The 14020-nt window shown below is 47.6% G+C and carries 7 protein-coding genes; 6 read left to right on the top strand and 1 reads right to left on the bottom strand.

Features of this window, described 5'->3' with window-relative positions:
* Positions 1-9: 9 nt before the first annotated feature.
* The 3 genes from PODO_RS23010 (at position 10) to PODO_RS23000 (ending at position 3186) form a co-directional block, all read left to right on the top strand.
* Entirely contained in the window at positions 10-570 is a 561-nt protein-coding gene (locus PODO_RS23010) for an ECF-type riboflavin transporter substrate-binding protein (protein WP_036683889.1), read from the top strand.
* Between the two features lie 82 nt (positions 571-652).
* Positions 653-2359, top strand: a complete 1707-nt coding sequence (locus PODO_RS23005; protein ID WP_038572911.1) for an ABC transporter ATP-binding protein — start codon at positions 653-655, stop codon at positions 2357-2359.
* On the top strand, positions 2356-3186 hold the full coding sequence (locus tag PODO_RS23000) for an energy-coupling factor transporter transmembrane component T family protein (RefSeq protein WP_038572909.1): 831 nt from the start codon (positions 2356-2358) through the stop codon (positions 3184-3186). The genes PODO_RS23005 and PODO_RS23000 overlap by 4 nt, the downstream gene beginning before the upstream one ends.
* Before the next feature lie 54 nt (positions 3187-3240).
* Here PODO_RS23000 and PODO_RS22995 read toward each other — a convergent pair whose 3' ends face one another.
* The gene (locus tag PODO_RS22995; RefSeq protein WP_038572907.1) at positions 3241-4227 is read right to left on the bottom strand and encodes a Na/Pi cotransporter family protein; all 987 of its coding nucleotides are present in this window, start codon (positions 4225-4227) and stop codon (positions 3241-3243) included.
* Between the two features lie 99 nt (positions 4228-4326).
* On the opposite strand from PODO_RS22995, the gene PODO_RS22990 reads away from it, so the two are divergent.
* From PODO_RS22990 to addA, 3 genes are all read left to right on the top strand, one after another.
* Positions 4327-5751, top strand: coding sequence for a class I SAM-dependent rRNA methyltransferase (locus tag PODO_RS22990; RefSeq protein WP_038572905.1), 1425 nt, complete (start codon positions 4327-4329; stop codon positions 5749-5751).
* Between the two features lie 703 nt (positions 5752-6454).
* Positions 6455-9967, top strand: a complete 3513-nt coding sequence (gene addB, locus PODO_RS22985; RefSeq protein WP_038572903.1) for a helicase-exonuclease AddAB subunit AddB — start codon at positions 6455-6457, stop codon at positions 9965-9967.
* Between the two features lie 2 nt (positions 9968-9969).
* Positions 9970-14013 (top strand): helicase-exonuclease AddAB subunit AddA, encoded by a 4044-nt coding sequence (gene addA / locus PODO_RS22980; RefSeq protein WP_038574767.1) that lies wholly within the window; start codon positions 9970-9972, stop codon positions 14011-14013.
* Positions 14014-14020: the final 7 nt, after the last annotated feature.

Here is a 14020-nt window from a genome sequence, read left to right as displayed (position 1 = left end):
GATGAGAACATGGCAAAACAAAAGGTGTTGTCGATCAAGACGATTGTAGCGATTGGTATTGGTTCTGCTTTATTCGTTATATTGGGGAGATTCGGCTCGATTCCTTCGGGTATTCCAAACACTAACATCGAGACTACATACGCATTACTGGCATTGTTCTCCCTATTGTACGGTCCGTTTGCCGGATTATTTATAGGCCTGATCGGGCATACCCTGAAGGATACGATATCTTATGGATCGCCATGGTTCAGTTGGGTCATATCATCTGGCATTGTAGGGCTGGTTATTGGCTTGTTAGTAGCTAGAATCGCTATTCATGACGGGGAATTCGGACGAAAGGAAATAATACGCTTTAATCTGGCTCAGATTGCAGCGAATGCTGTAGCATGGTTCCTTGTAGCCCCGGTGTTGGATATTCTGATCTATGCAGAACCCGTAAATAAAGTATTTACGCAAGGACTGACCGCAGGTGCATTAAATATAGCTTCGGTGGCAGTGATCGGATCTTTACTAGCCATTGCGTATGCTAAGACAAGAACGAAACAGGGCAGCTTAACTAGAGAAGCTTGAGTGGAATACAAATCCAAGCTAAAAAAGCCGGTGGAAATCACCGGCTTTTTTCTCTTCACATTAACCCAGAGGAAGGTCTCGGATGAAAAAAGTAATGATTGAATTTAAGGATTTCAGCTTTCAATATCGGGCACAGCAGGAACCCACACTGCAGGGGATCAACTTAACGATTGTTGAAGGGGAAAAGGTGCTTATCGTGGGGCCTTCAGGTTCTGGGAAAAGTACACTTGCTCATTGTATTAATGGTCTCATTCCTTTTGCTTACAGTGGGGAAATATCAGGTTCATTACGGATTATGGGCCAGGAGCAGAAGGATCTGAGTATTGCAGAGCTGTCCAATCAGGTGGGTACTGTATTGCAGGACCCGGATGGACAATTTGTAGGATTAACGGTTGGTGAGGATATCGCCTTCAGTCTAGAGAACCATGTGGTTCAGCAGACAGAAATGAAGAGTAAAGTGGCGGCTGCCGCAAGAGCGGTGGATATCCACGAATTTCTGGCTTCTTCTCCTCAAGAGTTATCGGGTGGACAAAAGCAAAAAACGACCTTGGCAGGTGTTCTGGTAGGTGATGTGGACATCCTGCTCTTTGATGAACCGCTGGCAAGCTTAGATCCTTATACCGGTATAAAAGCGATTGAGCTTATTGATCGAGTGCATAAAGAGACAGGTAAAACCGTTATTATGATCGAGCATCGTCTTGAAGAGGTGCTGCATCGGGCAGTGGATCGTATTATTGTGATCCATGAAGGATGTATTGTGGCGGATATGCCGGCTGCAGAACTGTTGAGCACAACCCTACTTTCAGAAGTTGGCATTCGGGAACCTCTCTATTTAACGGCTTTAAAGTATGCCGGATGTTCGATTACAGCAAATATGAATCCGCAGCATATGAACGATATACAGTTGGAGGCGTGTTCTAATAAACTTAAGATCTGGTATGAGTGCAATCAGGCACGGCAGGATAAGCTGGATAGCCCACCCATCCTCGAGCTTAGCGATATTTCTTTTGGATACGAAAAAAATCAGCAGGTGCTAGATAAGCTCAATCTCTGTGTTCATAAAGGAGAGATGGTCTGTATAGCGGGGCGAAATGGAGCTGGAAAATCTACAGTTTCCAAGCTTATTTGTGGCTTCTATAAACCTACTTCCGGATCGATACGGATGCATGGGCGCGATATTGCTCAGGACACGATTAAGGAGCGGGCAGAGCGGATTGGTTTTGTTATGCAAAATCCCAATCATATGATTTCTAAGACACTTTTATATGACGAGGTCGCTCTAGGACTTAGACTCCGAGGTTGCTCTGAGGAGCTCGTTCGTGAACGTGTCCATCAAGTCTTGAAGGTGTGCGGACTTTATGTTTTTCGCAGCTGGCCTATCTCGGCGCTTAGTTATGGCCAGAAGAAACGGGTTACGATTGCCGCTATTCTGGTACTGGAGCCGGAAGTGATCATTTTGGATGAGCCGACTGCTGCTCAGGATTACAGGCATTATAACGAAATGATGGAATTTCTCTTGACGCTGCGGGGGCAGGGGATGACGGTCATTATGATCACGCATGATATGCACTTGATGCTGGAATATGCCGATAGAGCTATAGTGTTAGCTGATGGCGTGAAGCTTGCGGATGATAGCCCTGAGCGAATATTAACGAATACTGATGTGGTAAAAAAAGCGAACTTGAAAGAAACCTCGCTTTTTGCCCTAGCTGTAAAAGCTGAACTGAAACAACCTGAGGAGTTCGTTAGAAGGTTCATTGCGTATGATAGGAGGAGCCGAGGCGGATGAAGGCCAAAATGTTAACTTTTACGAAGCAGGATTCACCTATTCACCGTCTTACCGGCGCTACTAAGTTGATTTTATTTGTAGTGTGGTCTGTGACGGGGATGATTACATATGATACAAGATGTCTAATTGTGATGCTGTTATTTAGTTTGCTTGCCTTTAGAATTTCCAAAGTCCAATTTCAGGATTATGCTTTCGTATTATATTTCATCTTGATTTTCTTTTTGCTTAATCATATAGCTATCTTTATCTTTTCTCCTTTGGAGGGCGTACGTGTTTACGGTACACGTCATGATATTATGCACATTGCAGGCCGGTATACGGTAACTTGGGAGCAGCTATTCTATCAATTCAATATTGCCCTCAAATATGCAGTGGTCATTCCAATGGCACTATTGTTTCTTCTAACGACCCATCCCAGTGAATTTGCAGCATCCTTAAACAGAGTTGGAGTGAACTATAAAATTGCATATTCTGTATCGCTGGCTCTGCGGTACATTCCGGATATTCAACGAGATTATGAGAATATATCGTTTTCTGCTCAAGCAAGGGGAATAGATATTTCCAGAAAAGAAAAGCTGCCTAAGCGGCTAAAAAATATCATTTCGATTCTGATGCCCCTAATTTTGACTAGTATCGAGCGAATTGAAAATATCAGTACCGCTATGGAGCTGCGCGGCTTTGGCACTGAGACAAAACGAACTTGGTATAGCAGTCGCCCGTTCACGAGAGACGATTATTTTGCATTGGCTTTGTTTGCGCTGATTGGAATTTTCTCGACGGTGATCACTTTTTACGACGGTTCGCGGTTTTATAATATTTTCGATTGAAGTATAATAGTACAGTTGTGGAAAGCTGGGGTATAAAAAAACGGTACCTTTAAGCTAAGACTGAAGACGTTTTTCCAGTTTTGTCCATATAGGCAGGTAACATAATGGCAGTGCTAGAAGTGAGCAGACTACGTTGAAAATGGTCTGGGCGTGGGCGATTTGTGAAGCAGGGCCTCCACCAATCCATGCTGCACTTGCTTGTAGCAGCCCGATCATGGGCAAGAATAGTAGTGCACCGCCTACATTAAGCGCAACATGGGACCAAGCGACGAAGACGCCGGATGGCGTGCCGCCGATGGAAGCGATGACCGCTGTGACACAGGTGCCTACGTTGGCGCCTAGCACTATGGCTATACCTAGCTCAGGCGGCATGGCACCCGAGGCGGCAATGCTCATAGCCATAGCTATGACAGCAGCGCTGCTATGGAGCAGGGCTGTTAGGCACGCTCCAGCGGCGAGCCCCCATAGGGCACTTGTAGCGGCATGGTTTAGGAACCAGAGGAATAAGCCACTTTCCTGAAGTGTTCCGCCGATAGACTGCATGACAGCGATCCCCCATAGGACGAGGGCGAAGCCTGATACAGCCAGACTGATAAATTGCAGTGGCGGGGATATTTTGTGGCAGAGCTCTGCCACTCGCGATGTAGGCGGCAGTTCGCCTGCAATAACTGCCGCTGCCCACAAACTGAGCGAGGCTGCCAGCAAGGGCGTGGCCATGGTATTGATCTGAAGTCCGATCAATTCTGTAGTTAATGTGGTGCCGATGTTACTGCCCAAGATAATGCCAAGTGTGCGGGCATAGGTGAGCAGGCCGGCATTGACCATGCCGATAGTCAACACCGTTACAGCAGTACTGCTCTGGAGTAAGGCGGACAACAGGCTGCTGGCAATCATTCCTTTGATAGGTGTTGAGGTAGCTCTATTTAGGCTTGTAGTTAATAGAGGGCCTGCTAGCTTGGACAACGCAGTTTCCATCAGCTTCATGCCGGCTAGAAAGATAACAAGACCATATATGATAGGGAACAGCAAATCACTGAACATAGGGCATACTCCTTTGGACGAGGGTTGTACACCAATATATGAATGTATTGCATGGGACATGTATAAAAACATTTTTAGAAAAACAGGGAGTTGAAGTCATTGCCATCGGTTATTTTAGAACGCAATCGCAAAAAAAGACTGGAACAGGGCCATCCATGGGTCTATGCAGGTGAAGTCGCATCGGTAGAAGGAAATCCGGAAACGGGGGGATTAGTAGATGTCCTTAATCATCAGGGCCGATTTTTGGCCGTGGGATATTACAATCCAGCCTCACAGATTCGGGTAAGAATTGTATCACAGGGACCGCTTGCGATCATGGACACAGCCTTTTTTGCAGAACGGTTTGCGAATTGTCTGCAACACAGAAATCGGTTCCTTCCGGGTGCGGATGCTTATCGCTTAGTTTATGGTGAAGCGGACTTTTTGCCGGGGCTTATTGTAGATCGATTCGGAGATATTTTGGTTGTGCAGCTGCTTACGCTCGGAATGGACAAGCGGCGTGCAGAAATCGTCGAAGCATTGGTGCAGGTTATGGCACCGCGCGGAATCTATGAGCGCAGTGATGTTAGTGTGCGCGAGCTTGAAGGTATGGAGCAGACAACGGGTTTGCTGTATGGGGAATGTCCACGGCATGTAACTGTGAGTGAGAATGGCCTGAAGCTGGTCGTTGATATTGAAGAAGGCCAGAAGACAGGTTACTTCTTTGACCAACGTGAGAATAGAGCTTCCATTGCTCCGCTCATGAAAGGCTGGGGAGGACGAAGCGGCATTACGCTACAGGAAATTGAAACTGAGGAGGGTTCACTACAGACCTTACCAGTTAATAAGAGCGGCAAACATGTAACGTTCCCTTATTGGGACGGTGCGACAGTGCTGGAATGCTTCTCACATACAGGCAGCTTCACGCTGCATGCCTGCAAGTATGGCGCGAAAAAAGTAACCTGCCTTGACGTTTCAGCTCACGCCATTGAGAGTGCCAAAGTGAATGTGGAGCTGAACGGCTTTAGCGATCGTGTTGAATTCGTAGTGGATGATGCTTTTGCATATCTACGGAATCAGGTTAAAGGACTAGAGGAACGTTCTGAACGGGCGACAGTTGCAAGTGGAACAGAGACGGCAGCAGCTGCTACAAATCCTAAATCCGGAGGCAAAACAGCCAAAACCGACACATCCAAGCCGATGACGGCAGGTGGAGGAAGAACTTGGGATGTAGTCATCCTGGACCCTCCGGCGTTTGCCAAAACCAAAAGTGCAGTAGCTGGCGCTTGCCGTGGTTACAAGGATATCAATCTGCACGGGATGAAGCTGGTGAACGAAGGCGGCTATTTGGTTACCGCAAGCTGTTCTTACCATATGCAGCCAGATCTGTTCCTCGAAACGATTGCCGATGCAGCTAAAGATGCTGGCAAGGTGTTGAGACTTGTGGAATGGCGGGCCGCAGGCAAAGACCACCCACAAATACTTGGCGTTAATGAAGGACACTATCTGAAGTTTGCGATTTTTGAAGTGCGGAGTAAAAAATAAGCCTGAAGGTCAAAAAGGTTTACAGTGCCAAGTAACAAATAGGATAAAAGGGCTGGACGTAGGGTGGCCGTGAGTCGACTGTAAGGCAAGTAGTTGCCAACGGACTCAGATGACTCTATTTAGCGTAAACAGCCTATTATTGAATTCTTACGGACCCCAAAGGCGCTATTGCTCTTAAAACACCCGTAATGCAACACATTTTCGAAGAATAGCGTCAATGGGGTCCGAAAAGTTGCCAAAACAGCACTGAATCCACGAATAACGGCTCCTGGGTCCGTAAGTAATTAATGAAACAAGCCTAGCCGAAAATGTGCAATTTGAACGCCGAATGCCGAATGCCGAATGACGAACGCTGAACGCTGAACGCTGAGCACTGAACGCCGAACAGTCTAACATTGACCATATGCTCTGACATTGGCAGCTCTAATCTAACGTTGCACATCTGGCATTAAAAACAAACTAAACACTCTAAAAAGCAAGCCGCCAAAATCCGGAGGTTTGCTTTTTTTTATTTGTACTCGTAGCTGTTATCCTTTGTAAAACATTAGAAAATACTAGCAAACACATGTTCCGATTAGTGTGGTTATGATATACTGAAGGGACGAGGAATCACTGAACTTTTTTAATTGGAGTGTAATCAATAGGTGGATATTTCACCTTGTAATTTATATATTTTCTCCGCTACGGAAGGAGTCTATCATTTATGTCGGTAACCTTTTTACTAGGCCGCTCGGGCAGTGGCAAGACAACAAAAATATGGGAATCTATCTCTTCTTCCTTAGAGAAGGAACCGCTTGGTGCGCCGATTATTATTCTTGTGCCAGAGCAAGGTTCTTTTGGAGCAGAACGGGGGCTTTTGACCGTAGGGAATGTGAAGGGAAGCCTTCGGGCGCAGACACTGAGTTTTTCGCGGCTTGCCTATCGTGTGAAGCAGGAAACTGGTGGCAGTGCAAGTCTGCCAATCAGTGATGAAGGTAAGAAAATGTTAATTTACAAAATCATCAGTCGTCGCAAAGAGGAACTGAAATTGTTCGGTGCCTCAGCAGACAGACCGGGTTTTGTGGAACGTCTGAACCAACTGCACACGGAGATGAAGCGTTGCTGTTTGGGTTCCACTGATTTAGAAGAGCAGTTGTCCGCTATGCGAGGAGCTATTGCAAGAAGTCCTATTCTTGAGGGTAAGCTGGATGATTTGCAGCTGGTATTCAGCGATTTAGAGAAGGAAATGTCACGTCTCTATATCGATGAAGAGGATCGTTTAGCAGAACTGGCTGAGCATATTCCTGATTCCTCCTACATTCGCGGGGCGGAGATTTGGGTAGATGGATTCCATGGATTTACTCCGCAGGAATTCGTAGTGCTTCGAGAATTGATGCAGCAAGCTTCGAAGCTGACCGTTTCGCTTACAATTGATCGTCCTTACCCATATGGAGATCAGTTGAATGAGCTTGAATTGTTTCACCCCACTGCGGTTACTTACATTAAACTGCGTGGAATAGCTGAAGAGCTGGGCATTGATGTGTGGGACGAGCTGCTGGAGCCAACGGTTCTTCCGCGTTTTGAAGAAAGTCCAGTACTTGCTCACCTTGAACGGGGATATGATCGCCGGAAGGCCTGGATAGGTGCGGATGAACTGGCAAGAGAGGCTATATCCATAGGCGCCGCAGTTTCGCACAGAGCAGAGGTTGAGGGAGCACTGCTCGAAATGACTAGACTGGCGCGTGATGAAGGTGCAAAATATGGCGAAATGGCTGTATTGATGCGCAATATTGGCGATTACGAGCAGCTGATCCAACCGTTGTTCCAAGATTACGGAGTGCCATTTTTTCTGGACCAGAAGGTAAATGAGCTGCATCATCCGCTAGTGGAATTTATACGTTCCGCGCTGGATGTAGTGCGTCGTCGCTGGCGTTACGAGGATGTATTCCGTTGCGTAAAGACGGAGCTTTTGCTTCCGCTAGACGGTAGTATTACACGTGAGGATATGGATGCTTTAGAAAACTATGTGCTGGCTTGTGGGATTCAAGGGTATCGCTGGACGGATGGCCGCTCATGGAAAGGTATTCCTAGCTTGTCGCTGGAAGGCGGCAGACAGATGGATGATGAACTGCTTGCTACTATGGAACGATGCCGTGCTAGTATAACAGGACCATTATTTGCTTTTGAGAAACGAATCCAGAAAAGCCGTAGCGGCCTTGAACTATGTACGGCAATGTACAAGCTGCTTGAAGAGACGGATGTTGCACGAAAGCTGGAGAAACTCAGTGTTAAGTCTATGGAGAAGGGCCAACCCGAGAAGGCTAGGGAACATAGCCAGTTGTGGGGTGCGGTACTTGATCTGCTAGATCAGATAGTAGAAATGATGGGCAATGAAAGACTTGAGTTTGAAGTGTTCACCGGAGTTCTAGAGACAGGACTTGCTGAGCTTAAAATGGGACTAGTTCCGCCCGCACTGGATCAAGTATTGGTCGGCAATATGGATCGGACTCGCCCAACAGGGGTTAAATACGCTTTTTTGCTTGGATTTAATGAAGGTGTTGTGCCTGCGCAGTTTAAGGAAGATGGAATTCTCTCGGAAGGTGAACGCTCCGTACTAGAGAATGCTGGAATGGAGCTTGCTCCCGGCGCTTCTCGTAAACTGCTGGACGAGCGGTTTCTGATCTATAATGCGCTAACGACAGGAAGTCAAAAGCTCTGGATTAGCTACGCTACAGCGGATGATGAGGGCAAAGCTCTCCTTCCCTCTGAGGTTATCCGGCATTTGCATAGAATGTTCCCAAGGGTTCAAGAGCATAGTTTGTCAGCACTTCCCCCTGCGGGACTACCGGCAGAAGTCGGAAATCCTATTCATCTCGGTTTCATTGGTCAACCAGAACAGAGTCTTCGCGCATTGATTATGCAGCTGCGGCAGTGGCGCCAGGGGACAGAAATTCCGGAGCTATGGTGGGATGTGTATAACTGGTTTACTAAGAACGAAGATCGTAAATTTCAACTGGAACGTTTGCTAAGCTCACTGTTCTATCGTAATGAGGGAACGAAGCTAAAGCGTGGCACAAGCCTCAGATTGTATGGTGGCTCAACACTGCGGGGCAGTGTGTCCCGGATGGAGAAATTTGTTGCGTGCTCATTTTCCCATTTTGCGTCCTACGGACTAAGACTGAAGGAGCGTCAGCTATATAAGCTGCAAGCACCTGATATTGGACAGCTGTTCCATGCTGCGTTAAGTGATATGGCGATAAGACTGAAACAAGAGGGACGGGGCTGGGGCAGCTTGTCTCCGGATGAATGTCGGCGTGAGGCCAGTGAGACAGTAGAGCGGCTATCTCCGATGTTGCAGGGTGAAATCCTAATGAGCTCCAAACGTTACGGGTACATCTCCCGTAAACTTAAGAATATTGTTGGACGTGCTTCTGTGATTCTGGGCGAGCACGCCCGCCGGGGCAGCTTTGAGCCAGTAGGGCTGGAGCTGGACTTTGGACCGGATAAGGAGTTGCCGCCTTTAAGGATTACGCTGCCAAATGGCTGCGTGATGGAGGTTGTTGGCCGGATTGACCGTGTAGATATGGCCCGTGGAGAGAACGGAATTCTTCTGCGGGTAATTGATTATAAATCGAGCCAAAAGGATCTCAAGCTGCATGAGGTGTATTATGGATTATCGCTGCAAATGCTGACTTATTTGGATGTGCTGCTAACATATTCGGAGCAATGGCTGGGGCAGCCGGCACTTCCAGCCGGCACACTTTATTTCCATGTGCATGATCCGTTGTTGACCTCATCCAATGGGATGAACAAGGAACAGGCTGAGCAAGAGCTGTTGAAACGCTTCAAGATGAAAGGACTACTTACAGCAGATCGTGAGGTTGTCTCCCTGATGGATACCACTTTAGACAAAGGGTATTCTTCTATCGTGCCTGTAGCAGTAAAAGCTGACGGCAGCTTTTATAGCAGTGCTTCAGTAGCTACACCAGAGCAGTGGGGTCATCTATTATCCTCCGTTAGAGGGACAATTTCGGATATCGGGACACGGATTACAGAAGGTGATGTGGCGATTGAGCCGTACCGAATTGGGCAGGAGACCGCCTGCACAATCTGTTCCTTTAGACCTGTCTGCCAGTTCGATGAAGCTGTGGAAGGCAACAGCTATAACAATCTGGGTAAGCCAGGGAAGGACGTTATATGGGATCTGCTGTCCCGCAAAGGAGGAACTACACCTTGAGTATGAAGGCTGAAATAGAAGCGAAACCGGAAGGAAGTATATGGAGTGATGACCAGTGGCGCGCCATTGCGGAGAGCGGTGATGACATCCTCGTTGCTGCGGCAGCAGGTTCCGGTAAGACGGCGGTGCTGGTAGAACGGATTATTCGAAAAATCAGTAAGGAAGAGAACGGCTTCAGTGTAGACAGGCTATTAGTAGCTACGTTTACCAAAGCTGCGGCTGCCGAAATGCGGCAGCGGATCAGGGAAGCCCTTGATCGGGAGCTGGAGGAGAATGGGGAGAAAGACCATTTGCGCCGTCAGCTATCCCTGCTGGGCAAAGCTTCGATTACAACGTTACACTCCTTCTGTCTGGAAGTGATCCGGCGTTATTATCAAATGATTCCGATTGATCCGGGTTTCCGCATATTAAATGAGCATGAAGCGGAGATGATGCGGCAGGAGCTGCTCGAAGAGTTGCTGGAGGAAAAGTACGGTGAGGTAGGTGCGGATGGCGAGGATAGCATATTTGTGCAGCTAGCTGATTGGTTCAGTGGTGAACGCAGTGATGATGCAGTGCATGCGCTCATACAGCGATTGCATGATTATGCCCGCAGCCATCCTTGGCCTGCGCAATGGCTCCGTAATACTGCAGCTGATTTCTCATTGCCAGACACCGAAAGTCTGGGTGGAACGCCATGGGTGCTGAGCATTCTTGAAGAAGCGAAGCTGACACTTGCGGGCGCAGCCAGTCAGCTGATTCAAGGCCGGGAGATTGCACTGCAGCCGGGCGGTCCGGCACCCTATGCTGAGAATTTAACCGCTGATCTTGAGATGGTAAATGCACTGCAGGATGCCGTAAACGAACGACCTTGGGCAGAATTATATGATATTTTCATGGAAGTATATTTTGGGAAATTAAAGGCTTGTAAGAAGGATTCGACAGATCCTGGACTGCAGGAGATGGTGAAGGAACTGCGCGACAGTGTGAAGAAGAGTATTTTAGATCTTCAGAAAGCATTGTTTGGCCGTCCGCCTGAGGTTTTTTTGAAAGAGCTGAACGAAGCGGCTCCATTGATGGCAGAGCTTGCAGAGACAGTGATAGCATTCGGTGAACGTTATAGAATTGAAAAAGCAGGAAGAGGTCTAGTCGACTTCAGTGATTTGGAGCATTATTGTCTGCAAATTCTACGCCATCCGGACTCTACGCCCGGTCATTCCCTGCCTTCTGATGCAGCTATGGAATACCGTGCTCAATTCGATGAGGTTCTGCTGGATGAGTATCAGGATACGAATAGTGTGCAAGAGGAGATTGTGCGGCTAATATCCCGTGAAACACCCGGTAACCGGTTTATGGTCGGAGATATGAAGCAAAGTATCTATCGATTCCGTCTGGCGGAGCCGGGGCTATTCCTGGATAAATACCGCAGCTTTGGCTCACACCAAATCGATGATCTATCTGAAATTACTAATGAATCATCTAGCGGTTCGGTCATCGATCTGGCCCGTAATTTTCGCAGTCGCATGGAGGTTGTAAATGCCGTGAATATGATCTTCCGGCAGATTATGAATGAGACGGTAGCGGAGATTAATTATGATGAACGCGCTGAGCTTGTTTACGGAGCGAATTTCCCAGGTGCAGCAGAGAAGGGTCCCGACACCTTTTTTGCACCGGAGTTATTATTGATTGATCGTGGTTCGGCAGCAGGGAAGTCAGAAGAGACCTCTGAAGACGGTGAGGCGCCACTTCAGGAGAGTGAAGCCATTGAGAGCGAGACGGCGCAGCTGGAAGCGCGGGCAATTGCCCGGCGTATTTCACAAATGACGGGGATGACCGGTGGATCGCCGCTGCTTATCTACGATAAAGGACTCAAGATTATGCGCCCGGTTATTTACGGTGATATCGTGATCCTGCTTCGCTCGGCAAGAATCTGGACCCCTCTAATCATCGAAGAGCTTCGGATGGAAGGAATCCCTGCTTATGGTGATCTGAATAAAGGTTATTTTGAAGCTACAGAAGTGGAAATTGCACTTTCCCTCTTAAAAATAGTTGATAATCCTCAGCAGGACATTCCGCTGGCTGGCGTACTTCGTTCACCTGTGGTCGGATTAACGGAAGAAGAATTGGCTACGGTGCGTATGTGTAGTCAGGGTCCTTTTTTTCAAGCAGTACAGATGGCGGTGGATATGCAAGATGCAAAAGAGGCTGAAGAAGAGTATGACCTCTTCTCGGCTCATGTGATTGAATCCGCAAGCACCGTCGAAAATAATGTTTTACCTGATAAAGATCTGCCGCAGATCAGTCCAGAACTGAAGCGCAAGCTTAAACATTTCCTAGAACAGCTGGAAAGCTGGAGAAATGCGGCTAGACAAGGTAGTCTCAGTGAGCTGATCTGGCGTATCTATGGGGAGAGCGGCTATCTGGAATGGGTTGGAGGACTGCCTGGAGGCTCGCAGCGCCAGAACAATCTTAAAGCTTTGTATGATCGGGCTGTGCAATTTGAGAATGATACCGCAGCACGCGGATTGTTCCGTTTTCTGGTGTTCATTTCACGGCTTCGTGAGAATGGCGGAGATCTGGGTGTAGCTGGCGGTGGCGGTGAAGAAGGCAATGGCGTCAGAATCATGACCATCCATAAATCCAAAGGTCTGGAGTTCCCTGTTGTTTTTGTAGCCGGGATGGCAAAACAGTTCAATCGACAAGATTTGCATTCGCCATTTCTTATGCACAAAGAGCTTGGCTTTGGGCCACGTTTTGTGGAACGGGAAACGCGAGTTAGTTACCCAACACTTCCTTATCTGGCTATTAACCGGCGTACACGGCTTGAGTTATTAGCTGAGGAAATGCGTGTATTATATGTGGCGTTAACTCGTCCGAGAGATAAAATGATTCTAGTGGGCACCGTAAGAGATTTGCCACGCAAAATCGCTAGCTGGAGCAGCGTACAGAACCGGGATGAGCTGCTGCTTGCAGACCATCTGCTGGCCCGAGGGCGCAGCTATTTGGATTGGGTTGGACCGGCATTGATCCGGCACCCTGCTGCGGCGATTCTTCGTAAGCTGGGCGGTTCAGAAGGTACCGTCTCCACGGTGCTGCACAACGATGTCTCCAACTGGAGCATCAGTGTGCAAAATGCTTCCGAACTTAATTCTGGGGCGTTCCTGCCAACGGATCAGACTGAAGATAAGGTAGAGGAACGGCAAGCTGTACTCGAAGCACTGCATAAGGGTGAATCTGTAAATATATATGAAACAGAGACTAGCGATGAAATTGCTAGAAGACTGGAATGGAATTATCCGTATGCGGCAGCCTCAGGTATTCCGGCTAAAACTTCTGTTACGGAGTTAAAAGCGTTGTTGTCATTACAGGAGCAGCCCTCTTTTGATCTGCTGGAAGAAGGCAATTCTACAACCTCAATAGAAAACGATAAACGTCCAAGTGTTGCAGGTGCGGACAGTCTTCATTTGCGGCGTCCGAAATTTATGGAAAAACGCAGTCTGACCCCAGCGGAACGCGGGACAGCATACCATACAGTCATGCAGCATATTCCGCTGGAGGGTTCAGTTGATCCTATGGTTGTGGAAGAAACCTTAGCCCGACTTCAGAGAGTGGCTATTCTAACTGCTGAGCAGGTGGAGGCTGTAGCTCCCGATCAGATAGAAGCTTTTTATAATAATGAACTTGGACGTAGATTAATAGCTTCTTCTTGGAAGCTTAGAGAAATGCCATTCAGTTATATGGTTCCCGCAGGTGAGGCTTATCGAGGGCTCGATTATATGAATGAAGCCGTCTCGGAGCTTACCCCTGAGAACAATAAGGAAGGCTTTAGTGAGGCTGTGCTAATTCAAGGGGTCATTGACTGCCTGTTCCGAGAAGAGGACCGGATTATTCTGCTAGACTATAAGACGGACTCTGTATTAGAACATCAGGGCGGCCTAGAAGCACTTAAGGAAAAATATCGTTTTCAGCTAGAGTTATACAGCAAGGCATTACATGATATTTTGGGAGAACCGATCAGCGAGATTTGGCTGTACTTTTTTGACGGCGATCATGCTGTGAAATTATAAATTATTC

The sequence above is a fragment of the Paenibacillus odorifer genome (assembly GCF_000758725.1).
Taxonomy (GTDB): domain Bacteria; phylum Bacillota; class Bacilli; order Paenibacillales; family Paenibacillaceae; genus Paenibacillus_AQ; species Paenibacillus_AQ odorifer.
This window is presented reverse-complemented; position numbering and strand designations above follow the sequence as displayed.

Excerpts from the sequence above, each read along its gene's own strand:
- PODO_RS23010 (WP_036683889.1), top strand. The coding sequence starts at position 10 with ATGGCAAAACAAAAGGTGTTGTCGATCAAGACGATTGTAGCGATTGGT.
- PODO_RS23000 (WP_038572909.1), top strand. The coding sequence starts at position 2,356 with ATGAAGGCCAAAATGTTAACTTTTACGAAGCAGGATTCACCTATTCAC.
- PODO_RS22995 (WP_038572907.1), bottom strand. The coding sequence starts at position 4,227 with ATGTTCAGTGATTTGCTGTTCCCTATCATATATGGTCTTGTTATCTTT.
- addB (WP_038572903.1), top strand. The coding sequence starts at position 6,455 with ATGTCGGTAACCTTTTTACTAGGCCGCTCGGGCAGTGGCAAGACAACA.
- PODO_RS23005 (WP_038572911.1), top strand. The coding sequence starts at position 653 with ATGAAAAAAGTAATGATTGAATTTAAGGATTTCAGCTTTCAATATCGG.
- addA (WP_038574767.1), top strand. The coding sequence starts at position 9,970 with ATGAAGGCTGAAATAGAAGCGAAACCGGAAGGAAGTATATGGAGTGAT.